The organism is Polaribacter pectinis (genome assembly GCF_014352875.1).
In the GTDB taxonomy this organism is placed as follows: domain Bacteria; phylum Bacteroidota; class Bacteroidia; order Flavobacteriales; family Flavobacteriaceae; genus Polaribacter; species Polaribacter pectinis.
This window is the reverse complement of sequence record NZ_CP060695.1, coordinates 3,315,242-3,340,912: the sequence shown is the minus strand read 5'-3', so window position 1 is coordinate 3,340,912 and position 25,671 is coordinate 3,315,242. Positions and strand designations below refer to the sequence as shown.

Here is a 25,671-nt window from a genome sequence, read left to right as displayed (position 1 = left end):
GAAGAATAATGAAAACAAAGATATATTCAGTTATTACACTATTATTTCTATCATTAAGTATTTCTGCTCAAGTAGATAGAACTAAAATGCCAGAATCTGGCCCAGCTCCAAAAGTAAATATAGGAACTCCTAAAAAGTTTACACTTAAAAATGGATTGCAAGTTTTGGTTGTAGAGAACCATAAACTACCAAGAGTTTCTGTTACTTTAGATATAGATAACCCACCAATGACACAAGGCAATAAAAAAGGTGTAGAAGGTTTTGTAGGAAGCATGTTAGGTACTGGAACTACAACAATGTCTAAAGAAGATTTTGATAAAAAAGTAGATTATTTAGGTGCAAACATTGGTTTTGGTGCAGAAAGTGCTTATGCTAGTTCATTGTCTAAATATTTTCCTACAGTTTTAGAATTAATGGCAGATGCTGCTTTTAATCCTGTTTTTGCACAAGATGAGTTTGACAAACAAATGAAACAATCTTTAGACGCAATAAAATCTAACGAAAATAGTGTTGCAGCAATTGCAAGCAGAGTAGATAGAGTTTTAACGTATGGAAAAAATCATCCTTATGGAGAATTTACATCCGAAGAAACTTTAAAAAACATTACTTTACAAGATGTAAAAAATCATTATAATAAAGTTTTTAAGCCTAACAATTCTTATTTAGTTGTTATTGGAGATGTAGATTATAAAACTGTTAAAAAGCAAATAACGAAACTTTTTTCTGGTTGGCAAAAAGGAGAAACAATTGCACAATCTTTACCTAAAGTTACAAATCCTACAACAACAGAAATTAACTTTATTAATATGCCAAACGCAGTACAATCTGAAGTTGCAGTTATAAATAGTGTTGATTTAAAAATGAACGATAAAGACTATTATGCAGTTTTGTTAGCTAACCAAATTTTAGGTGGTGGAGGAACTGGTAGAGTTTTTAAAAATTTACGTGAAGATAAAGCATACACTTATGGTGCTTATTCTGGAATTAGTTCAAGTAGATACGCTTCTCGTTTTAAAGCATCTGCATCTGTAAGAAATATGGTTACAGATAGCTCTGTTGTGGAGTTTATGAAAGAAATTAATAAAATTCGTTATCAGAAAGCAACTCAAAAAGAATTAGATATTGCCAAAGCAAAATATGTTGGTAGCTTTGTAACAAATGTAGAAAAACCAGCTACAATTGCAGGTTATGCCTTAAATATTTTACAAAACAATTTACCTAAAGATTACTATGAAAACTACTTAAAAAATATTAACGCAGTTACTTTAGACGATGTACAAAACGCTGCTATTAAATATTTTAGAGGAGATAAAGCTAGGATTGTAATTACAGGGAAAGGAATAGATGTGCTTAAGAATCTAGAAAAAACAGACTATCCTATTAAATATTTTGATAAAGAAGGAAACCCAACTGTAAAACCTCCAATGACATTACCAATTCCTGATGGAATGACTGCAACAAGTGTTATTGATAAATATTTAGAAGCAATTGGTGGTAAAGAAAACGTTATGGCTGTAAAAACAACCCTGATGATTGCAAACGCAACAATACAGGGAACTCCTGTAGTTATGACAAGGAAATCTTCTTCTCCTAATAAATCTTCAGTTGAGATGTCTGTTATGGGTAATACCATGCAAAAAACTATTTTCGATGGACAGAATGGTTTTACAGAAGGTAGAGGTCAAAAAACAGATATGCCAGCAGATCAAATTGCTAAGTATAAATCAGAAAATGCACTTTTTATTGATTTGAATTACACATCAGGAAAACTAGTAAGAATAGAACCTTTAGATGGAAAAAATGCTATTGTTTTAGAATACAATAATTCGGAAATTTTTTATGATATGGAATCTGGATTAAAAATTAAAGAAGTAAGCACAGAAATAGGACAAGGAGGAAAAGAAGTAAAAGTTCCAACTTTATTCTCTGATTACAAAGAAGTAAATGGAGTAAAGTTTCCACATTCTATAAGCAGAAAATTAGGACCTATGGATTTAAACTTTAAAGTTGAAGAAATAAAAGTAAATGAAGGTGTTTCTGATGCTGATTTTGAATAATCAATATTTAGAATAACTATAAAATAGAGAGTCAAGATTTAGATCTTGGCTCTTTTTTATTTCTTTTTATTTACCAAATACACACCAAAAAGTATAATTGCACCAGCAATAAACTGAATATAACTTAACTTTTCATTATCTAAAATCCCCCAAAAAACAGCCACAATAGGAATTAGATAAGTTACTGATGACGCAAATATTGGGGAAGCTAAATGCACCATTTTGTTGTAAAATATTTTTGCTACTCCAGTTCCAAAAATTGCCAAAATTGTAATATAACCTAAAGCTGTTAGTTTTGTTTCTGAATACTCGAATGTGCCAAAAAAGTCTGTAAAAAGTAAAACAATAAACGCAGGTATTACTAATAACAAAAAGTTACCAGCTACAATACTTAAGGCACTAATATCATGTAAATGTTTTTTTACAATATTAACATTAAAGGCATAACCAACAGAAGCTATAACAACCAATATTGAAAACCAATAATTCTGATCTGGGTTTAAATCTGCTCCTTTTAAAATTAATAAAACTGTACCAATTAAACCAATTACAATTCCAAATAATTGCTGCTTTTTAAAAGTAAAACCAAAAGCCAAAGCACCAACAATAAATGTATTAAAAGGTGTTAACGAATTTAATATTGAAGTAATTGAACTATCAATTCCTTGAACAGCATAGGCAAACAAAAAAACAGGTAAAAAAGTTCCTAAAAGTGCAGTTGTAAGTATGTATTTATAATGTCTCTTCTTAATTTCTTTTAAACTCTTTGTTCCTATCATCAATAAAAACAAGCCCGCAATTAAGATACGCAAAGCACCTAATTGTATAGGCGTTAACCCAATTAATGCTTTTTTCATCAAAATAAATGAGCTTCCCCAAACTAGAGAAAGTAAGATGAGATATAGCCACTTTTGTTGTTGGTTGTTCATTTAAAATTGAAATTTTGTGCAAAAGTCCGATAAATCTTTAGATATCAATCTTAATATTGATAAATTTGCAACATAATTAAATCACTAAATATTATGAAAGTTCAAAAAATAATATACTCAATTGCAATTGTTTGTTTCGTTTTAATAGGATGTAAAGAAAACAAAGAACCTAAAAAAGAAGTAAAAAAAGAAAGTGTGGCATTAGCCATTTCTGGTATGACTTGCGAGATTGGTTGTGCAAAAACAATTCAATCTAAATTATCTAAAAAAGAAGGTGTTATAGATGCTAAAGTAGTTTTTACTGATAGTATTGCTAATATAGAATTTGACGCAAATACAACTTCTAAAAAAGACTTAATTGCTTTTGTAGATGGTATTGCTGGTGGAGATTTATACAAAGCTTCTGAAAGTACATCAACAAATACATCTAAAGAACACAACTGTTCTGATGCTTGTAAAGAAAAATGCGAGCATAAAATGGGTGACAAAACAGCATGTAAAGAAGATTGTAAAATGGCTTGTTGTGCAGACAAGAAAAGCTAGACACTTTCTTATTTAAACAAAAAAATCAGGCTAATAGCCTGATTTTTTTTTCTAATTAATTCAAATATATTTTCTTTAGAAAGAATACCCTGTCCAAGAAAAAACCGTTTTATCTGCTCCACCAGAAGTACCAGCAGTTAAGTTAATTGTTGCATTTCCAGAAACAGTGTTTTTAGTATCTGTAATATCTAAACCGTTTGCAGTACTTGCAACAGCAGTTACAGAAGTTGCGTCATCTGCATCAGACTTAGAATCTTGTAAGTCTATAACATCGCTAAATTTTGCTCCAGAACCTAATTCTAAATATGCGTTTGTAATTGTTGCAGTTGCACCTCTTCTTACTTTAATTCCGTCTGACATTTCTACACCATCTGCATTATTAATAATTGTAACACCATTAACTGTAAAGTTAGATTCATTTATATCTGAAGGAGAATTACCATCTAAATTTCCATCAGCTTCAATTCCTCTTGGATCTGAAGTTACAGCAGTGTAACCATTTTCTCTAATTCCGTATAAATTTGTACAAGTTCCTGCATAACCTTGTGTAAAATCGAACATATCATCTTTAGCATTTACTACTAAAATGTTTGTTGCATTAACTGTCCCACCAAAAAACTCTATGCCATCATCATCACCATTTAAAATAGCAATATTAGATAATGTTGTACCAGAACCAACTCCGTTTAAAGTTAATCCATTGTGTTCTGCTTCATCATCAATTCTAGCTCCAGTATATTCTAAAATTACATAGTTTATAATTCCAGAATTATCAGTTGCATCAGAACCACCAAATAAAATTGAGTTCTTTACTTCTGTTGCTGCATTACTTTCTGCTCCAGATTGACGGCTTAAAGGCGCTTTACCGTTTAAGATAATTCCACCCCAATCACCAGCTTTTGGGCTAGTTGCACTAGATGTAAATTTAATTGGGTTTGCTTCTGTTCCATCTGCAATTAACTTTCCTCCTTTTTCAACTAAAATATATACATCTGTTCCACCTGCCAATGCATTAATTGTTGTACCTGCTTCTATAGTTAAAGTAGCACCATCTTTAATTAAAAGAGCTCCAGTTAAATTGTGTGCAATACCAGAAGTTAATTTTAAATCTGATGTTAAGTTTCCTGCTAAATTCTGCGCAGTTACTTCTCCACCAATTACTGTTGTGTTATCATCATCACTTAAAGAACAGCTTGTAAAGATTAAAGAAGCAATTGTTACGATTGATAAAATTGATTTTTTCATTTTTCTTAATTAATTTGTAATTTGTTTAAATAGTTTAGTTTTATTTTCTTCTGCAAAGTTGAAACAACTACGTTTAGTTTGCTTTATCTAAATCTTAATGAATTGTTATTAAAGTTGGTGTAGTTTTAGAAATTATAAGAAAATCCTAAACTTAGATTAACACCTTTTTTATAATTTCTTAACACAACATTGTCTCCTCCATTAAAACCAGCTCTTGCTAATTGAAAATCTGGATTTAACAAATTGGTTGCTTTTAACTTTACACTAAAATTTTTGTTGAAATCATAAGAAGAAACCAAATCTAAAGTTGGTATACCTTTTTCTAAAACATTCTCGAAACCTCTTGTACCAACAGAATAAACTCTTTCACTGAAATAGTTAAATACTATTGATGATATAAAAGTATTATCATTAATTTTTTTGTTGATAGAAATATCTGCATTCATTAAAAAAGGTGTAGCTCCTTCTAAATTACTTGTAGTATTTGTAAATTGGGCTACCGAGTTTTTATCTAAATTAACATTAGAAACTAAAATCGAAGTATTTAAACCTGCCATTATTTCTAAATCTTTGTCTTCAATTTTATAGACGCTTTTTCTAGCTTCAATTTCTAAACCATAGACACTTGCATCTTTACCAACATTTAAATATGTTAATGTATTTCCTCCTGAAGGAATTTCACTTCTAGCAATTGGATTTTGAATGTATTTATAAAAACCTGTTAATGTTATTAATTCTGATGATGACATATAATACTCATATTTAGCATCAAAATTATAATTGTCTGAAGGTTTTAAATTTGGATTTCCTTGAGATGAAAAACTTACATCTTGGTATTTAAAAGGTGCCGTTTCTTTAAACTGTGGAAACGTATAACTTTGGCTTCCTGCAATTCTAAAAATACTGTTTTCATTAAAGTTATATTTTACATTAAAACTTGGTAAAACATATGTTCTATCTAAATTAGAAGCGCCGTCTAAAGAAGATTGTGCAATATTTGTATTGTAGGTAACTCTTTGTTGAATTTTCTCGAATCTACCACCAACTGAAGCTATTAAATTATCTCCTAATTGATACACCAAATTACCAAAAGCGGCAAACACTTGTCTTTTACCTCTGTATGTAAATGGTACAAAAGCAGCAGTATTACTTGCACTACCCCTACCTGTTTCAAGCTCAAAAATATTGTTATCTATAGATGATTGATTAAAAACAGCATCTGGGTTATTGATGTCTATAGCAACTCTACTAGAAAAATCGTGATTAAAAATAGTTGCAGAAAACAAACGTTCTGTATATCTATAATCTCCTCCAAATTCCAAAACACTAATATCTTCTTCGTCTTTATTTAATTTGTAAGAAAATTTCCCTTTTGCAGCATAATCGTTTTCTTCTAATTTAGAAAAATAACGCTCATTTTCTCCTGCAGAACTTGTTTGTGGGCTATAAAAATTATCTCTAAATAAATATTTATTTGTTCTTCTGTCTGGCTCATTTCCTCTAATAAAATTTAAAGAACCTTTTGCTTCAAAATTTAATCTATCGGAAAATTTATAGTTTGCAATAAATTGATTTACATACAACTCATTATTATTGGTTTGTTGTCTTCTTTGAAACTCTAAATCTCCATCTTGTTCAGGATTATTAAATCCTAAATAATCTCCAACAGATTGTTTGTTATTATGAATAAATAAATGATTGTAAGCAATATTATGTCCTTCTGCAAACTTGTATTTTAAATTTGCCATTAAAATTTGCGACACATTATAATCGTACTTTTTAAAATCTTGATCTTGATAAACATCTCCAGAACTTGTAGTTTGTTTTATATTACCATCTACATAATTATAACTTCCGTCAAAACCACCAACTACAAAAAAGCTGAATGTGTTTTCATTAATATCATATTTTTTACCCGCAGCAAAAGATAAACTATTGTTTAATTGAAAATCTTGACTTTCTGGTTTCCAAGAATTATTAAAAGAGTATTTTGTTAAATCATTAACAGGAATACCTGCTTTTTGAGTTCCAAATCTATTGGTACCATTTATTGTTAAGAATTCTTTAGAAACCGTTTGTGTATTTGCACCAGCAGAAACACCAACGTTTAATAAACTTTTCTTTATTAATTCTTTCGAAACAATATCAATATTTGCACCACCAACATCACCATAAATTTCTGATGTAAATACTTTATTTACCCCTATATTTTTAATAACACTTGTATCAAAAAAATCTAAAGAGATATTTTTATACTCTGGATCTTCAGAAGGTAATGGCAAACCATTTAAAGTTGTAGAATTATATCTATCTCCCAAACCTCTTACAATAACATTTTTAGATCCTTTAGAAACACCTGCAGTTTTTGTTACAGCTCCTTCTGCATCAGAAACACCTTTTATAGATAATTCTTGTGCACCAATTGTTGTTTTAATAGAAACCGATTTTTTTTGCGCTAAAATTAAGGCAGTAGCTTTTTCTTTACTTGAACTAGATTTAACTATAATCTCATCTAAAGAAACACCTTCTTCTGCAGACATTAATTGGTTTACTGTAACAATTTCTCCTTCTTTTATAGAAAATGATTTCTCTACAGTTTTATATCCTAAAAAACTAAAAACCACAATATGGTTTCCTGCAGAAACTTTTAAAATATAATTACCATCAAAATCTGTGGTTGTACCAATTGTTGTTCCCTTAATTTGAACATTTGCAAACGGTAAAGACTCATTATTAGTTTCTTTATCGGTTAACAAACCTTTTAATGTTCCTTTGTTTTGTGCAGCAATAAATTGACTTAAAGCTAAAAAAGTAATAAATAAAAATTTCTTCATTTTATGTATAATTTACAGTTGCAAAAGTCTACTGCATTTGTAAACTCTATGTTAGTTGTAAATTATGATTGTATTACAGAAACATTAACTAGATGTTAATTAGATGAAATTTGTTAACAATTTTTTAATTTTCAGAGAACATTTAGTTTAAATGTTGGGTTCATATTTGTAATATCTTTAGAGATAATTAAAGTCATTATAATTATAGTTTTTGTCAACTTTTATATGACTAACTGCCTTTGGCCAAAGGCAGTTTTTTTGTTTTATTAATGATATATTAACATTACCTTAACATAACTATTGGTTATTTGCAGCGACAAAAACTAATAATTATGAAATTATCTGTGCTACAAAAAGTAGTAACTTTACTGTGTGTTTGTATTTTTTTAACTACAAACGCTCAAGAAACTAATGCACCAAAATTTGGAAAAGGTCTTTTTAATCTAGTTGGAAAAGACAGTACCTTTACTATGAAAGTTGGTTTACGTTTTCAAACGCTTGCTACTTCTAGATGGGATATTAGTAACGGACTTTCTAATCCAGAAACTTCTATGTTAATTAGAAGATCTCGTTTAAAGTTTGATGGTTTTGCATTTTCACCAAAATTAAAATATAAGATTGAATTGGGTTTATCTAACAGAGATCAATCTGGTGCATCAAAATACACAAGCAACTCTCCTAGATATGTAATGGATGCCGTTTTAAAATGGAATTTTACAGGAAACTTTGTTTTATGGTTTGGACAAACTAAATTACCAGGTAACAGAGAACGTGTTATTTCTTCAGCAAATTTACAGCAAGTAGATAGGTCTTTATTAAACAGTAGATTTAATATTGATAGAGATATTGGAGTACAATTAAGACATAAATTTAACCTTACTGATACTTTTTTAGTAAAAGAAATTTTTTCTATTGCACAAGGTGAAGGAAGAAATGTTACCACAGGAAATATTGGTGGACACCAATATACTACAAGAGTTGAGTTATTTCCTTTTGGAGATTTTACAAGCAAAGGAGATTATAAAGGAAGTGATTTAAAGTTTGAACAAAACCCAAAATTATCTGTTGGTTTTGCGTACGATTTTAATAACAATGCCTCTAGAACAAGAAGTAACCAAGGTTCTTATATGTTAAATGATACAGGTTTTTTCTCAACAAATATTTCAACTTTATTTATTGATGCTATGTATAAACATAAAGGTTTCTCTTTTATGGCAGAATATGCAAATAGAACTGCAGGAGATGCTTTAGCAAAAAACTCTGATGGAACTTTAACTGGAGATGAAGTACAAGTTGGTAATGGTTTAAATTTACAGACAGGATATTTACTTTCTAAAACATTAGAAGTTTCTGCACGCTACACAAATGTTACTTTAGATAAAAATATTACAGGAAAAGGTGCAGAAAATCAATATACTTTGGGATTATCTAAATATATTGCAGGACATAAGTTAAAAGTACAAACAGATGTAAGCTATACAGACATTGGTTTTAAAACAAATCAATTGTTATATAGACTTCAAGTTGATATACATTTTTAAGGTAATTAATATAACATAAAGGTAACATTCACAATTTTTTGTGTTTGTAAATTTGCAAAACTTAATTTAATCAAACAAAATGGGAGATCCATATATTTTAATGTTAGTCGCTTTAGCTGTTTTAGCTATTGTAGATTTAGTAGTAGGAGTTAGTAATGATGCTGTAAACTTTTTAAACTCGGCAATTGGCTCTAAAGCAATATCAGTTAGAAACATAATGATAATTGCCAGTTTAGGTGTATTCTTTGGTGCAATTACTTCTAGTGGAATGATGGAAGTTGCACGTAAAGGGATTTTTAATCCTAGCATGTTTATGTTCCAAGACATCATGTTTATTTTTATGGCAGTTATGATTACAGATATTCTATTATTAGATATCTTTAATTCTTTAGGAATGCCAACCTCAACAACAGTTTCTATTGTTTTTGAATTGTTAGGAGCAGCAGTTTGTATTTCTTTAATAAAGATTTCTGCAAACGATTCTCAATCAATTTCAGATATTTGGAACTATATCAACCATAAAAAAGCGTTAGAAATTATCAATGGAATCTTACTTTCTGTTGTGGTAGCTTTCTCTGTTGGTGCGTTAGTACAATTTGTCTCTAGACTAATTTATTCTTTCAATTTTGAAAAAAGAGCAACTTACATTAATGCTTTATTTGGTGGTTTTGCAATAACTGCAATTACTTATTTCATCATTATAAAAGGAATGAAAGGAACACCTTTTTATGGAGATGTAAAACATTTAATTGAAGGAAATACAATAGGAATTATTGCTGGAAGCTTTGTTGCTTGGTCTTTAATTTCGCAACTTTTAATATCTGCTTTTAAAATTAATATTTTAAAATTAATTATTGGAGTTGGTACTTTTTCTTTAGCAATGGCTTTCTCTGGTAATGATTTGGTAAACTTTGTTGGTGTACCAATTGCAGCTTGGAATTCTTACCAAGCTTGGGAAGTTTCTGGAGTTGCTGCAGATGCCTTTTCTATGGGGATTTTAGCAAAGAAAGTACCATCTAATGTTTGGTTATTATTATTGGCTGGAGGTGTTATGGTTGTTACTTTATGGACTTCTAGTAAAGCACAAAATGTAATAAAAACGGGTATCGATTTATCTAGACAAGGTGAAGGACATGAAAAATTTCAACCTAATCCATTATCTAGAGTAGTTGTAAGAGCTGCAATGGCTATTAACACAGGAATTAGTTATATAGTACCTAAATCTACCTTAGAATTTATAGATTCTAAATTTCAAAAACCTGTTATAGAATTACCAAAAGATAAAACTTTTGAGTTGCCAGCTTTCGATTTAGTAAGAGCAGCTGTAAACCTTATTGTTGCAGGTATTTTAATATCTATTGCAACTTCTATGAAACTACCTTTATCTACAACTTATGTAACTTTTATGGTTGCAATGGGTACATCTTTAGCAGATAGAGCTTGGGGAAGAGAAAGTGCTGTTTACAGAGTTGCTGGTGTACTTAATGTAATTGGTGGTTGGTTTTTAACTGCAATTACAGCCTTTTTAGCAGCAGCTGTTGTAGCATATTTAATTAGCTGGAATGTAGTTATGATTCCTATTTTATTAGCAGTAGTTGCTTTATTAATTGGAAGAAATACTTTAATACATAGAAAGAACACTAAAGAAGTTAAAAAACAAGAATATATAGAAAGAGCAGAGTTAATTACTATTAATGGAGTAATTGAAGAAAGTGCAGATCATATTTCTGAAGTAATATCTCGTGTAAATAAATTATATACCAATGTTGTAAATGATTTAGCTAATCATGATTTAAACAAGTTACGTAAAACTGACAAACACGTTAAAAAATTAAACGATGAGATTGATGGTTTAAAAGATGGTGTTTTCTATTTTATTAAATCTTTAGATGACACTTCTGTTCAGGCAAGTAGATTTTATATTATGGTTTTAGGTTATTTACAAGATGTAGCACAATCTATTAGTTATATTTCTAGAGCAAGTTACAAACACGTAAATAATAATCATAAAAACTTAAAGAAAGGACAAATAAAAGATTTAAAAGAAATAGATATTCAGTTATCTACTTTATTAAATAAAGAAGCAGCTATTTTTGAAAATAGAGATCTAGATGATTTAAATGCACTTTTAATAGAGAAAAATCAATTATTAAAGAATGTATCTGCATCTATAGAAAAGCAAGTTGCTAGAATTAGAACAGATGAAACAAGTCCTAAAAACACTACATTATACTTTAGTGTGTTGTTAGAAACAAAAGATTTAATTACAGCTTTAATGAACTTGTTACAAACGTATGAAGAGTTTCATTTAAGTACAAAACAAGTACAATAAGTATAAGTTTTAGACATAAAAAAAACCATGAATTTCTTCATGGTTTTTTTTATGTCTTATTTTTACTAAAACCAAAACCCTAAATTAAATAGCCAATATCTTTTTTTAGTATCTGGAGACCAACTATATTTAAGTTCTACAGGACCTAAAAAAGAATCGTAACTGTAACCTAAAGCGTAACCAGATTTTATATTGTCAAATAAATCTATGTTTTTAAAAACATTTTCTTCTAGTCTTGCGTAGTTTGCTATTACAGAAAAATAATGCCTTTCTCCTACTCTATATCTAAAATCGAATTGAGATTTAACAAAAGAGTTATTAGACATTGCTGTAAACTCATAACCATAAAGAGAAACAAAAGTATTTATGTAATTCTGGTTATAATCTCCTAAATAAAAATCGAAAATATTAGAAGTTGGTTTACCAAATGTAAAACCTGCTTCATTTGTATTCTGAAACGTAAATCTATCACCAAAAGAAGTAGCAAAACCTATAGTACCTTTTCCTTGAGAAAACATTTTAAAATCTTTATTATAATCTGATGATGCCATGTACCATTTAAAGTTTAAATCTGCAAAATAACCTTTGGTTGCAAAGTATCTTTTATTGTAAGTATCTAGTTTTAAATACCCAAAAACATTGTAATAATGACTTTTATCTATAATACCATCTGGGTTTACTGTAGATGCTAAAGTTTCTGTAGCGGCTCTAACCCATTTATGTTCTAAACCAAGTCCTAAAGCAAATTTTCTATTAAATGTAGTTTGAAAAAAAGTTTGATTTGTAATATCTGAATAACTTAAATTAACCTTACTTACATTTGGTAAATTAGAAACTTGGTTAAATTTAGAATTACTTCTAAAATGATTATATCTAGACCTAAAACCATAACTAACATAAAAACCATTATCTACAAAATAGCTTAAATTATACCTTAAGTTATCTCCCAAAATCATATCTAAAGAAAACAAGTCATTGTCTTTAAGTAAATGTTTTTGATTGTAAGTTGCCAAAACACTAGATTTATATAGCAAATCATAATGAACACCAATTTGAAGATTTGCATTTTCGTCAGATTCCTTTACTTTAAAATCTAACAAATAGCTTTTGTCTATTTTCTTTATTAGGTTGTACTCTATTCTATTATAATTTCTAGTTGCAGATAATAAGTATATTTTTTTAGTAATATCATTTCTAGACAAACTATCTCCTTCTTTAATATTCAGTTTTCCAAGAACATAAGCTCTTGTATAATTTTCTGCACCATCAATACCTATAGACGATATTAAAAGTTTCTTTGTAGAAAACTTTAATGTTTTTCTTTTTCTTTTTACAATTTGTTTAGCCGCTATTTCTTCAAAAACTTTTGTGTATTTTTTTGCCTCAATATTTCCTTTTTCTAAAATTTCATTCTTTTTGTCAAAATCTACAACTGTGTAACTTTGTATTTCTGGATGAATGTAAACATCTAATTTCTTAATTTCCTCATCTGTTTTGCTATACATTTGATAGCTCATAATTTGGTTTAATAATGCAACAACAGAATTAATTTTGTCTTTTTGAAATAACTTACCTTCTACATCTACTCCAATAACAATATCTATTCCTTTATTTTTCATTACACTTACAGGAAAATTATTAGCAATACCACCATCTACTAAAAGTTTGTCTCCAACATCCACAGGGTTTAAAAGAGATGGAAAAGAACCACTAGCTCTTAATGCAATTGGTAAAGAACCTTTTTCTAATATTACTGGCGAACCATTTTCTACATCTGTAGCAATACAGAAAAAAGGGATAGAAAGTTTAGAAAAATCTTGATTCCCATCTACAGAATCGAATAATTCTAACAATAAATTTAATACATTCTGTCCTTTAGAAATACCTCTAGGCAAACCAACTCGTCCTTTATTTACAGGCAATGTTATAACCGTTTTTTCTCCATATTCTTTCTCAAAAAAAGTTTCAGAACTTCTTGGCAACCTGTCTCTTATAAGGGTTAAAAAATCTGTTTTTAAAACTATTTCTTCTATTTGATTTGCAGAATAACCAGCAGCGTATAAACCTCCAATTATAGCTCCCATACTTGTTCCGCCAATATAATCTAATTGAATTCCGGCTTTGTCTATCTCTTTTAAAACCCCAATATGTGCAAATCCTTTTGCGCCACCACCACTTAAAACCAAACCTATTTTAGGTTGCTTTTTTTGTGAAAAAACAGAGAAAGAAATCAAAATAAAAAGGAGGAATATATATTTTTTCATAATTATTTTTTGTGGTAAAAGTTATACACTTTCGTGGCTCTTGAATGCCCAATTTCATTTTTTAGGTCTTCTAAAGAAGCTTCTTTAACACGTTTAGCCGATTTAAATTTACGTAATAAAGAGGTAATTGTTTGTGCACCAACATCTGGTATTTGTTCTAATTCAGATTTTATAGCACTTTTACTTCTTTTATTTCTATGAAATGTAATACCAAATCTATGTGCTTCGTTTCTTAAATACTGTGTAATTTTTAGAGTTTCAGATTTTTTATCTAAATATAATGGTATTGGATCATCTGGATAATAAATTTCTTCTAATCTTTTGGCAATACCAATAATGGCAATCTTACCTCTTAAACCTAAAATATCTAAACTTTTTAAGGCAGATGATAATTGTCCTTTTCCACCATCTACAATAATTAATTGTGGTAAAGGTTCATCTTCAGCCAGCAAACGCTTGTATCTTCTATAAACAACCTCTTCCATAGAACCAAAATCATCTGGACCCACAACCGTTTTAATATTATAATGTCTGTAGTCTTTTTTACTTGGTTTTCCATCTTTAAAAACTACACAAGCTGCAACTGGGTTTGTTCCTTGAATATTAGAATTATCGAAACATTCTATATGTCTTGGCTCTTCTTTTAAACGCAAATCTTTTTTCATTTGCGCCATAATTCTTTTTACATGTCTATCTGGATCTACAATTTTAATTTGCTTAAATTGTTCTTGTCTGTAGTATTTTGCATTCCTTTCAGATAATTCTACAATTCTTTTTTTATCGCCTAATTTAGGGATTGTAACTTTTACAGTTTCTCCTAAATTAACTTTAAAAGGCACATAAATTTCTGGTGATTGAGAGTTGAAACGTTGTCTTATTTCAACTATAAATAATTCTAATAATTCTTTATCTGTTTCGTCTAATTTTTTCTTAATTTCTGTGGTATGAGATTGAATAATAGAACCGTTAGAAATCTTTAAAAAGTTTGCATAACCATGGGTTTCATCAGAAATAATAGAAAATACATCTACATTATTTATAGATGGATTTATAATAGTAGATTTTGCTTGGTAATTGCTTAATAAATTTAGTTTTTCTTTAATTTTTTGTGCTTCTTCAAACTCCATTTTTTCAGCAGCAATCATCATCATTTTATTAAACTTCTCTAGACTTTCTTTAAAGTTCCCTTTAATGATATTCCTAATTTCTTTAATAGAATCGTTGTAATTAGCTTCTGTTTCTAACCCTTCACAAGCACCTTTACAGTTTTTTAGATGATATTCTAAACAGACTTTATATTTGCCTTCGTTTATATTTTGCTGACTCAAATCATATTTACAAGTTCTTAACGGATACAATTCTTTTATTAAATCTAATAAAACCCTAACTGTTCTTACAGATGTATATGGACCAAAATATTCAGAGCCATCTTTAATAACTCTACGTGTCATAAAAAGTCTTGGAAAACGTTCTTTTTTTATACAAAGCCAAGGGTAACTTTTATCGTCTTTTAATAAAATATTATAGCGAGGTTTGTATTTTTTTATAAGATTATTTTCTAGCAATAAAGCATCCGTTTCAGTTTCTACAACAATATGTTTAATGTGTGCTATTTTTTTAACTAAAACGCGTGTTTTACCATTTTCATGGTTCTTATTGAAGTAAGAAGAAACTCTTTTCTTTAAATTCTTTGCTTTTCCTACATAAATAATTACATCATTTTTATCGAAATATTGATACACTCCTGGTGTATTGGGTAAGGTTTGTATTTGAAGTTCTAAAGATGCAGACATACTACGAAAATAACATTTTTTACTCCATTACTAATATAGAATTGTTAGAATATTCTACTTAAAACAAGTACAAACACCTGATTTTAGTTTTAATTTTGGGTATTAACACTATATTTATTTTAAATTTCTATAACTTTAGAACCTAAACAAAACTTATTAACTAACTTAAACATTACCCAAACATGGAAAATCAACCAAACAACATCCCAAAACCTAACCCAAGAAACACTATTAGTTTAGAAGTTGCCAAACAATGGGCAAAAGAATGGAGAGATGATGAAGCTTCTTACAACAAATACAACCAGTGTAGAGCTTTTAACATACCAAAAAAAGATTTAATTGAAGTACTTGCAGAAGGTGTAGAAAGTATTAGAGCATATATTGGTGTAGAAAAAATTGACGTGAAAGGAAAACAATCAATCTTTACAGAAAAATTAATGATTGTTGGTGTTGATAAAAATGGAAAAGACATGATTTCTTCTTCGGATGGATTAACTTTAGATGATGGAAAAGGAGAAATTTTTGATTTTTCTGAACCATGCCCTCATGTTTGTGATGAAGGTAGTCCAATAAATGGTGGATAATAATACACTAAAAAGCTGTCATTAAAATGACAGCTTTTTAGTTTGAAAAATTAATCAATTCATTATTTTTTTTAATTATTCAATTTATTAAACACATTAGATGGATACTATTTTTTTATTACGTAAGAGCATCATCTATTTTGGTTATTTAGTTTTATTAATAAATGTTATTTTATATAGCATAAGTTATAAGAAAAAACCAATTGCATATAAGTATATCTATTTATATTTAGTTTTAAGTATAATTATTCAGTTTATAAGCGCATACCTTGCTTCCAAAAAATTGAACAACTTATTATACTTCCATATATTTAATATTGGTCAATTTATTTTAATCTCTTTACTATTTTTAAATATTTTAAAAAATAAAGTTCTAAAAATTATCTTAAAGTATAGCCTTTTTATTATACCTTTTTTTCTAATATTATTTTTTATTTTAAATCCAAAATCATTACTAGCATTTAATATTGCAGAAATTTTGTTTTGTTCAATACCATTGATTATTTCTAGTTTTTTATTTTTTGTAGAGAAAATTGATTCTAAAAACAGAAAATACATTTATTTCAATTCTGGCTTTTTCATATACACTCTATGCAGTACATTATTATTTTGTGCAGGTAACTTAAGCAACAAGACATTAAGGTTATTGTGGCTTTTTAACTCTTTTATTTATTTAATGTTTCAAATTATTATTTTTATAGAATGGTATAAAAACTTTAGAAAAAAAACTTATTGAATTATTTCTTAAAATCTTAAAACACGTATTAACCCCTGATTTTAATTACAGGTACAACACCAATTGTTTTAAACCTTATCTTTAACTTAAAAGTTTTTTCCTTAACTTCGTTATTTACATAATAGCCAAGCCCCCAATGGAAGAATTGTTTACAGAAGAAAACCAAGTGATAACAATTGTACTTATTGGCGTTTTATTGCTACTTCTAATGGGAGTTGCTCTACTATTATTTTTCTTCTTCTCTAGAAAAAAAATAGTAGAAAAAGAATTGGAGAAAAAAACGTTAGAGATAAATCATCAAAAAGAAATTATACAGTCTATAATTGTTACCCAAGAAAAAGAACGCAAACGTATAGCCCAAGATTTACATGATGACATTAGCTCTAAATTAAACGTAATTAACTTAAATGCAAATCTCTTAAAAGAAGGAGAGTTAACTCCAGAAGAATACTTAATTGTTAACGATAGTATTTTAGATGCAACAGATAAAACATTAGAAAGTGCTCGTAAAATTGCCCATAATTTATTGCCGCCAATTTTAGATAAATTCGGTCTTAAAGACGCTTTAGAAGAATTAGCAGATTCTTTTAATAATAGTAGAAAAATTACTATTGAATATAATTTAGAATACCCAAAAGCATATTTAAAACCAGAAAAAGAACTCCACTTATTTAGAATAACACAAGAGTTAATAAACAATTCTGTAAGACATGGTAAAGCTAAAAATTGTACCATAAGAATAAACTTAACAGATAGTAAATTAATTTTCACATATTCAGACAATGGTGTTGGTTTTAATGTTGATGACAAAAACCATCAACTTGGGTTAGGCATGAAAAATATAGAAAGTAGAGTTGCTTTATTAAAAGGAAGTTATATTATAAAAAGTGCAAAAAATAAAGGTTTTAAGACAATAATCACCATATAATCCCCCAAAATCATGAAACTAATTAACATTGTAATTGCAGATGATGAGCAGCTTTTTAGGAGTGGAATTCGTTTTTTACTAGAAAGAGAAACAAACTTTAATGTTATTTTTGAAGCTGAAAACGGACAAGAACTTGTAGATTTTATAAGCAACACAGAAGAATTTCCAGATGTTATATTAATGGATCTTAAAATGCCAGAATTAAATGGTGTAGAAGCCACTAAAATTATTCATAAAACACATCCAAACATAAAAATTATTGCACTTACTAGTTATGATGGAAAATCTTTTATAACCAATATGATTGATGTTGGTGCTTCTTCTTATTTACTTAAAAACACAAGTCCCAAAAATGTGGTGCACACTATAAATGAAGTCTTTGAAAAAGGTTTTTATTATGATGAAAAAGTCTTAAAAATTATTCATGAAAATATTATTTCTTCAAGTGGAAAAAGAATTAAAAGCGATTTAGATAAAAAATTACTTTCTAAAAGAGAAATAGACGTTTTAGAACTCATTTGTGAACAGTACACAACTGCAGAAATTGGCGAGAAACTTTTTATTAGCCCAAGAACAGTAGAAGGTCATAGAAATAATTTGCTATTAAAAACACAGTCTAAAAATGTAGCTGGTTTGGTAATTTATGGTATTCAAAAAAAATTAATAGAAATTACACCAGATTTTAATCTTTAACCTCAATAAAATCTATTTTTAAGGGTATATATACTTAACAAACAAGTATATATACCCTTTTTTATTATTAGTGATTTGTTCTCTAAAATACATCAATAGTTACTACTAAATTTGGAGTGTATAATGATATACAAACTAACTTATTAACTTAAATTATTTTATTATGGAACCATTTATTGGACAAATTATGGCATTTGTAGGAAACTTTGCTATTAGAGGATGGGCTCAATGTAACGGCCAATTATTACCTATTTCGCAAAACACAGCACTTTTTTCTATTATTGGAACCACTTATGGTGGAGATGGAAGAACCACATTTGCTTTACCAGACTTAAGAGGAAGAGCACCTATGCATTTTGGTAATGGACCAGGATTAAGTGATTATAGATTAGGAGCAAAAGGTGGTGTTGAACAAGTAGTTTTAAACCAAACACAAATGCCTTCTCATAATCACTTTGCTACAGCAACAGAAGTAACTGTTTCTTTAAAAGCAAGTTCTGCTGAAGCTGACCTGCATGTACCAGTAGCTGGATCTTCTTTGGCAGCAGGAAATGAAGTAAATGGTAGAGGAACAGACCCTATCCAAATGTATAATTCTTCTACTCCAGATGTTACATTAGGTGGTGGAACTTCAAGCGCTACTAACGTAACTATTGCAAACTCTGGTGGTAACTTGTCTCACGAAAACAGACAACCTTTTTTAACAGTTAATTATTTAATTGCTTTACAAGGAATATTTCCTCCAAGAAGTTAATCTTCTTAAAATCATTTTAAAAAGTTGCTTTTTTAAAAAAAGTTTTCAATTTCTATTTAAAAAAACCATCATTTTTATTCAGAATATGATGGTTTTATAAGTTTTAAAAAAAACTAGACAAGTTGAATTTCATTTTTATTTTAACCTTTCTAACCGTCTATTTTATTCAGTGATTTTACATATAATTAAAACTCTGTTCTAAAATATAGATAATAATAAAAATCAGGTATTTATACGCGTTTTTTTTAATCTATATAAAAATATCTTTGATAATCATTCATACAACTTAAAATTCAAGTGTATTTTAATTTTAAAATTAATCTATTATGAAAAAAATTACTCAACTCTTACTATTTTTTGCTTTTATAAGCAATGCCACATTTGGTCAAACAACAGAAACTTTCGAAGATGAAACAGCAGGTTCAACTTCTTTTACTGATAATGGACAGACATTTAATATTACTTCTACAGTTGCTTCAGAAACATATGATATTGAAAGTATTAGTGGAGCAGGTTGGAGTGGTTCTGCTAATGATAATAAATTTATTGATAATTCATTTACTGGAGACAATACAAATAATGGGACTAATTTTACCATAAAAACGAACAACTCAAATAAATTTACAGTAAAAGAGCTGTACCTATTTTGTTCTACGAAATCATTAACTGCACATAGTGGTACCTTAACAATAACTGGTAAATTAAACGGTAATCCTACAGCAGTATTTACGATTACTAAAAATTCAGGTTTTGCAAATCCAGTTACTTTTTCGCCAAATAATGGTTACACTCATATTAATTTTTCTACAGAAGGTGGTGTAGATAATTCTAACAAAATAATAGATGAATTAATTTTTTCTGGAACTGGAAATTTAGATTATTTAGGTTTAGACGCCTTTAAGTGGGATGTTGGTTCCGTAAACACTGCTCCAGTAGCTACAGCATTTAATTCTCCAACAGTAGCAGAAGATGCTACTAATGTTTCTTTATCTGGAGCAAATATTTCTGATGCACAGGCAGCAGACACACAAACTGTAACAGTAACAAGTACTGGTGGTACTATTACTATAGGAGGTTCTACTGCAGCAAGTGTAATGACTTCTGGAAATGCAGCTACTGTAACTTCAGCTTTAAATAGTGCTACCTTTTCACCTACACCAAATTATAATGGTGCAGCAAGTATCAGTATTATTTCAAACGATGGTACAGTTAACTCTAACACAGCTACTGTAAATTTTACAGTTTCATCTGTAAATGATGAACCAAGTTTTACTGTAGGAGCAAATCAAACAGTTAATGAAAATGCTGGCGCACAAAATGTAACAAGTTTTGCTACAGCTTTAGAAGATGGAGATTCAGAAGTAACACAAACATTATCTTTTAATGTAACCAATAATAACAATGGTTTATTTAGTACACAACCAGCTATTAATGCTTCTGGTAATTTAACATATACTGCTGCTACAAATGCTTTTGGAATAGCAACTGTAACAGTAAATATTATGGATAATGGTGGTACAACTAATCCTGGTGACGATGATACTTCGGATGACCAAACATTTACAATTACAGTAAATCAAGTAAATAATACACCTATTGTTATCACAAGTATTTCTGATGATACAGGAGCAAGTACTACAGATTATATAACCAATGATAATACACCAACTGTAAATGGTACAGCAGAACCAGGAAGTACAATTACTTTAGTTGTAAACGGTACTTCAACAGCTCTTTATGGAATAACAGCAACAACCAATTCAATGGGAGTTTTTGCTTTTCCTTTTCCAGCTGCTTTTGGTACTTTACCAGATGCTACAGCTATGTTATCAGCTAATTCTACATTGAATAGTACAACTTTAAGCTCATCAACTCAAGCGGTTACTGTAGATACTACAGACCCAGCATATTCTTCAGCTACAAGTTCAATGGTTGCAGAAAATACAACCGGTACAGTTTTTACAGTTACAACTACAGATGCAACTGCAGTTACTTACGCTATTACAGGTGGAGCAGATCAAGCCGATTTGAGTATTACTTTGGGTGGATTAGTCACTTTTAATACTATTCCAGATTTTGAAAACCCTGTAGATAGTGATACTGACAATGCTTATATAATTGATATTACAGCTACAGACTTGGCAGGAAATTCAGCAGTACAAACCGTTACATTAAGTGTAATAAATGGCAATCATATTTGGGCAGGTGTAACTGCAGATTGGTCAACACCCAGTAACTGGAATGAGAATTTATTACCAACTACTTCAGATAATATAATTATACCTAATGTAGGAATGAAACCTGTAATTACTTCTGGTACAAATGCAGTAGCCAATAATATTACTATTGATGCTTCATCATCTTTAACAATAAACACAGGTGGTTCTTTAACAATGGAAGGAGATTTAAATCAAAATGGAACCTTCACCATAAATTCTGATGCAACTTCTAACGGTTCATTAATTGTAAAAGGAACACATTCTGGAACAGGAACTGTAGATTATGCAAGATATCTTTCTACTTCTGGTGATGCATTAAAAGGTTGGCACTTAATATCTTCTCCTGTAAATGGTAAAAATATTGATGAATTCTTTGGAAGTTTAGTTACAAATGGTAATAAACGTGGGGTTGCACCTTATGTAAACACAAATGCAGCTACTTTTAAATGGGAGTATTATTTATCAACAGATTTTCCTGGTTTTTTTACAGAAGGTAAAGGTTATACAATGAAAAAATCTACTGCAGGAACACTAACTTTTAACGGATTTTTAAATACAAACAATGCAGGTATTTCTATAGAAGTTAAAGCAACAGGAGATCAATTTAATGCTATAGGAAATCCATATACTTCCTACATTAATAGTGGTCTATTTTTAGACAATGTTGATGCTGGTAGATTAACTGAAAAAACAATTTGGTTATGGGATGAAGCTGGTAATGCAGGTGCAGGAGAATACATCACTACAAATAGTGCAACAGCTTACAAAGTTGCTCCTGGGCAAGGTTTTTTTGTAAAAGCTTTAGCAACAGGAAATGTAACTTTTTCTGAAGCAATACAAACCCATGTTGGTGGAGATACTTTTTTAAGAGAAGAAAGCAAACCAGAAATTAAACTCTCTCTTACAGATGGTACAAATATAAAATCGTCAGAAATCTTTTATATAGAGAATAAAACAACTGGTTTCGATGACGGATATGATAGTTCTATGTTTAATGGAGTTTCTAGTCCTTTTGCGGTTTACACTCAATTAGTTACTGATAATCAAGGTAAAAATCTTGCTATTCAAACTTTGCCCGATATTAATTACGAAAACATGGTAATTCCTATTGGTGTAAATGCAGAATCTGGTAAAGAAATTGTATTTTCTTTGGAAGCATCTAACTTTTCATCGGATATGAAAATATATTTAGAAGATAGAAGCACAAATACATTTACAAGATTAGAGGAAGCAAATAGTACTTATACAGTTACTTTAACAGAAAGTCTAAACGGAGTTGGAAGATTCTACCTACACACAACAGAAAGTGCTTTAAGTGTTGATAACGAAGCGACATTAGCAAATATTAGCATTTATAAGCTTAACAATTCTACAGTAAAAATAGCTGGTTTACAACAAGGAAAAGCTTCTATAAAATTATTTAATATACTTGGTAAACAATTGATACACAATTCTTTTACAACTAATGGAACAAAAGAGATTTCTTTACCCAAACTAGCCACAGGCGTTTATATTGTAAAACTTACAACAGAAAATGGTAAGTTAAACAAGAAAATAATTATAGAATAATAACGATAATTTTAAGACAAAACATCATGAAAAACCAAAACGAAAACACTCAAGATATTGCTCAAGAAATTACTCGTAAAGAAGCAATTAAAAAAATTGGAAATTATGGTAAATATGCTGCTTTAACAGCTTTAGGAACCTATTTAATTCTAAACCCACAAAAAGCACAAGCTGCTAGTCCTGAAGACCCAGGAAGTGGATTTTAATATAATAATTATTATTATAGGGGATAGTAATTATTTAAAACCGATACATAAAGTATCGGTTTTTTTAATTTTTAAAATTACTTAAAAAACTAGTATTTGTATTATCTACTACCTCCCAACCATAAATAGCAGAAAGCTGGTAAATTTTTGAAAGTTCTTCTAATAATCTAGTTTTTGCTTTTGTTTTTAAATTAGTAACTTCTATAGTTTCCTTTATTTTCTCAATACTTTTTTGGTTGATTTTATTCAATTCTTCTTTAGAAAAAGCATTAAAACTACTTTGCTGTAAATCGAAATATTTTATATCTGGGGAAATAAGTATTTCCTCTTTTGGTATTTTATTAATACTAATTTTCTTGCCAATAGAATCTATTTCAATTTCTAATTTAGACAAATCATAACCAACCTCTACTTCTGCATTTACAGTAACAATGGCTTTTTTATCAAAAGAAAGGTAATTGTAAAAATATTTTTTAGAGTCGGAATAATTATAAACTTCAGAGAAAGTTCCTTTAGAAACTACAAGTTTACTCAAGTTTTTTATAGAGTTAACTACTACTTGAATTTCTTCTTTTTTATGATTTTCAATTTTTGGTTTGTACCAAAATTTTGCAATTAGAAAACCTAATAAAAAAACGGCAATGTATTTTAGAAAACGCATCTTTTAAAACTTTTTTTAAAGATACTAAAAGATTATGCTTCTATTTTCTTTTCTTCTTTTGGAAAAGCTTGTTTGCTAAAAATAAAAAGTAAGGCAACACCAACAGAAATAAAAGCATCTGCAGGGTTAAATATATATTGAAAAAAAGTAAAGAATTCTCCGCCAACAAAAGGAATCCAATCTGGTAAAACTCCTTGCCATAAAGGAAAGTAAAACATGTCTACAACTTTACCATGAAAAATTGTACCATAAGGATTGTCTGAAAAAAGTGTTGCCACTTTATGTTCTGAAGAATCGAAAATAACTCCATAAAAAACAGAATCTATGATATTACCAACTGCACCAGAAAAAATTAAAGAAATTGCTATAATAACAGCATTGTTTACTTTTCTTTTTATGGTTTGTGTTAACCAATAAATAATTCCACAAACAGCAACTAATCTAAACAAGGTTAAAAAAAGCTTACCAGCTTTTCCGCCAAACTCAAAACCCATTGCCATTCCATTATTTTCTGTAAAATGAAGAATAAACCAATCGAAAACTACCACTTCTTCTCCAAGAGCAAAGTGTGTTTTTACATAAATTTTAATTATTTGATCTAGAATAATTGCGATTAATATGGTAAGAATTGCAAGGTTCTTTTTTGACATTTTTCTGAATTTGTAATCGCAAAAATAAGAATAAAATTGTGTTTATTCCGTTGTTAAGAAAATATTAGCTTTTATAGAATTAATGGAGAATTTATTACTCAATTTTTTATCAAATTTTTCATACTTTTTAGTAAACAGAACATCATCAACTTTAATTTTACCTAAAGTAGAAATCACTTTAGTGTTTGTCTTTTTTAAGTTTGCATAGACATTTCCTGCATATAATTTTATTTCTGCATCTTCTTTAATGTCATGAAGTTTTAAAATTCCTTTTTCAATAAAAATAGCTAAACTACCGGCATAACTTTTAGATTCTATGTTAATACTTTCTCCAAAAAAAGTAACCTTTTTGCCTTTTGGTACTTTAATAATAGCATTTGCTCTTTTTAATCTTTTGGTAATGTATTTTCTAAAAACTGTTTCTTCACTTTTAAAATTATCAAAAGAAAATTCAATTTTAACAACTTTGTATTCTTCTTTAAAAATAATGTGTTGTTTGTTGGGGTTTTCTGCAATTAGCGTAATTTCTATAAATTCTGAATCTGAATTTTCTAGTACAAAATCATCTAATCCAATTGTAGAAATTTCTATTTCATTTAATTGACTTTGAAATTTTTGAATTACTTTTTTCTGTGAAAAGGCAACAACAGAAACTAATAAGAAGAAAAGCAAAATTCTCGACTGTACTTTAACAGACATTCGTTAGATAGTTTAAACAAAAAAGCTTCCAAAATTTGGAAGCTTTTTAATAATTATTGTTTGCGTTTTGCTTCTATGCTTAACGTTGCATGAGGCACTAACTTTAAACGTTCTTTTTGTATTAGCTTTTTAGTTACTCTACAAACACCATACGTTTTATTTTCTATACGTAATAAAGCATTTTTAAGGTCTCTAATAAACTTTTCTTGTCTAATGGCTAATTGCACATTTGCTTCTTTGCTCATTACTTCAGAACCTTCATCAAAAGATTTAAAGTTAGATAAAGTATCATCTGTACCGTTATTTGCATCGTTTTTATAAGAAGCTTCTAACAAAGCTAAATCTTCTTGAGCTCTTGCTATTTTTTTTTCAATGATTGCTTTAAATTCTTGCAAATCTTCGTCCGAATATTTTAATTTAACATCTGACATAAT

The 25,671-nt window shown here is 28.9% G+C and carries 19 protein-coding genes; 10 read left to right on the top strand and 9 right to left on the bottom strand.

What is annotated here, in order from left to right; translation table 11 throughout:
• Window positions 1-8 precede the first annotated feature (8 nt).
• Window positions 9-2,057 carry a M16 family metallopeptidase gene (locus tag H9W90_RS14750; protein ID WP_187482336.1) on the top strand — a complete coding sequence of 683 codons (2,049 nt, stop codon included), beginning with the start codon at window positions 9-11 and terminating at the stop codon, window positions 2,055-2,057.
• Between the two features lie 56 nt (window positions 2,058-2,113).
• Here H9W90_RS14750 and H9W90_RS14745 read toward each other — a convergent pair whose 3' ends face one another.
• Complete coding sequence (locus H9W90_RS14745; RefSeq protein ID WP_187482335.1) at window positions 2,114-2,986, bottom strand: DMT family transporter; 873 nt, start codon at window positions 2,984-2,986, stop codon at window positions 2,114-2,116.
• 93 nt (window positions 2,987-3,079) lie between these two features.
• Here H9W90_RS14745 and H9W90_RS14740 point away from each other — a divergent pair, with 93 nt between their 5' ends.
• Window positions 3,080-3,529, top strand: a complete 450-nt coding sequence (locus H9W90_RS14740) for a cation transporter (RefSeq protein ID WP_187482334.1) — start codon at window positions 3,080-3,082, stop codon at window positions 3,527-3,529.
• A 75-nt stretch (window positions 3,530-3,604) separates the two neighbouring features.
• On the opposite strand, the gene H9W90_RS14735 is transcribed toward H9W90_RS14740, so the two are convergent.
• Entirely contained in the window at window positions 3,605-4,774 is a 1,170-nt protein-coding gene (locus H9W90_RS14735) for a beta-helix domain-containing protein (protein ID WP_187482333.1), read from the bottom strand.
• Between the two features lie 125 nt (window positions 4,775-4,899).
• Window positions 4,900-7,608, bottom strand: coding sequence for a TonB-dependent receptor (locus H9W90_RS14730; RefSeq protein ID WP_187482332.1), 2,709 nt, complete (start codon window positions 7,606-7,608; stop codon window positions 4,900-4,902).
• 332 nt (window positions 7,609-7,940) lie between these two features.
• On the opposite strand from H9W90_RS14730, the gene H9W90_RS14725 reads away from it, so the two are divergent.
• Window positions 7,941-9,149 (top strand): porin, encoded by a 1,209-nt coding sequence (locus H9W90_RS14725; protein WP_187482331.1) that lies wholly within the window; start codon window positions 7,941-7,943, stop codon window positions 9,147-9,149.
• A gap of 79 nt (window positions 9,150-9,228) precedes the next feature.
• Window positions 9,229-11,481 carry an inorganic phosphate transporter gene (locus H9W90_RS14720; RefSeq protein WP_187482330.1) on the top strand — a complete coding sequence of 751 codons (2,253 nt, stop codon included), beginning with the start codon at window positions 9,229-9,231 and terminating at the stop codon, window positions 11,479-11,481.
• A 65-nt stretch (window positions 11,482-11,546) separates the two neighbouring features.
• On the opposite strand, the gene H9W90_RS14715 is transcribed toward H9W90_RS14720, so the two are convergent.
• Both H9W90_RS14715 and uvrC read right to left on the bottom strand, forming a co-directional pair.
• On the bottom strand, window positions 11,547-13,745 hold the full coding sequence (locus H9W90_RS14715) for a patatin-like phospholipase family protein (RefSeq protein ID WP_187482329.1): 2,199 nt from the start codon (window positions 13,743-13,745) through the stop codon (window positions 11,547-11,549).
• Window positions 13,746-13,747: 2 nt separating this feature from the next.
• Window positions 13,748-15,538: an excinuclease ABC subunit UvrC gene (uvrC, locus tag H9W90_RS14710; RefSeq protein ID WP_187482328.1), complete on the bottom strand. Its 1,791-nt coding sequence runs from the start codon at window positions 15,536-15,538 to the stop codon at window positions 13,748-13,750.
• A gap of 182 nt (window positions 15,539-15,720) precedes the next feature.
• Between uvrC and H9W90_RS14705 the strand changes: the two genes are divergently transcribed.
• The 6 genes from H9W90_RS14705 (at window position 15,721) to H9W90_RS14680 (ending at window position 23,227) form a co-directional block, all read left to right on the top strand.
• Window positions 15,721-16,122 carry a hypothetical protein gene (locus H9W90_RS14705; protein WP_187482327.1) on the top strand — a complete coding sequence of 134 codons (402 nt, stop codon included), beginning with the start codon at window positions 15,721-15,723 and terminating at the stop codon, window positions 16,120-16,122.
• 872 nt (window positions 16,123-16,994) lie between these two features.
• Entirely contained in the window at window positions 16,995-17,786 is a 792-nt protein-coding gene (locus H9W90_RS14700; protein WP_187482326.1) for a sensor histidine kinase, read from the top strand.
• A gap of 12 nt (window positions 17,787-17,798) precedes the next feature.
• Entirely contained in the window at window positions 17,799-18,479 is a 681-nt protein-coding gene (locus tag H9W90_RS14695) for a response regulator transcription factor (RefSeq protein WP_187482325.1), read from the top strand.
• A 163-nt stretch (window positions 18,480-18,642) separates the two neighbouring features.
• Window positions 18,643-19,233 (top strand): phage tail protein, encoded by a 591-nt coding sequence (locus H9W90_RS14690; protein ID WP_187482324.1) that lies wholly within the window; start codon window positions 18,643-18,645, stop codon window positions 19,231-19,233.
• Window positions 19,234-19,559: 326 nt separating this feature from the next.
• Window positions 19,560-23,021, top strand: coding sequence for a T9SS type A sorting domain-containing protein (locus H9W90_RS14685; RefSeq protein ID WP_187482323.1), 3,462 nt, complete (start codon window positions 19,560-19,562; stop codon window positions 23,019-23,021).
• A gap of 26 nt (window positions 23,022-23,047) precedes the next feature.
• Entirely contained in the window at window positions 23,048-23,227 is a 180-nt protein-coding gene (locus tag H9W90_RS14680; RefSeq protein WP_187482322.1) for a hypothetical protein, read from the top strand.
• 64 nt (window positions 23,228-23,291) lie between these two features.
• Here H9W90_RS14680 and H9W90_RS14675 read toward each other — a convergent pair whose 3' ends face one another.
• Genes H9W90_RS14675 through H9W90_RS14660 form a run of 4 tightly spaced genes read right to left on the bottom strand, consistent with a single transcriptional unit; the run spans window position 23,292 to window position 25,668 of the window.
• Window positions 23,292-23,888, bottom strand: coding sequence for a DUF4230 domain-containing protein (locus H9W90_RS14675; RefSeq protein ID WP_187482321.1), 597 nt, complete (start codon window positions 23,886-23,888; stop codon window positions 23,292-23,294).
• A gap of 32 nt (window positions 23,889-23,920) precedes the next feature.
• A complete protein-coding gene (locus H9W90_RS14670; RefSeq protein ID WP_187482320.1) occupies window positions 23,921-24,538 on the bottom strand; it encodes a lipoprotein signal peptidase in 618 nt (205 codons plus the stop codon).
• A 42-nt stretch (window positions 24,539-24,580) separates the two neighbouring features.
• On the bottom strand, window positions 24,581-25,237 hold the full coding sequence (locus H9W90_RS14665) for a hypothetical protein (protein WP_187482319.1): 657 nt from the start codon (window positions 25,235-25,237) through the stop codon (window positions 24,581-24,583).
• 53 nt (window positions 25,238-25,290) lie between these two features.
• Window positions 25,291-25,668: a TraR/DksA family transcriptional regulator gene (locus tag H9W90_RS14660; protein ID WP_187482318.1), complete on the bottom strand. Its 378-nt coding sequence runs from the start codon at window positions 25,666-25,668 to the stop codon at window positions 25,291-25,293.
• Between the last annotated feature and the right edge of the window lie 3 nt (window positions 25,669-25,671).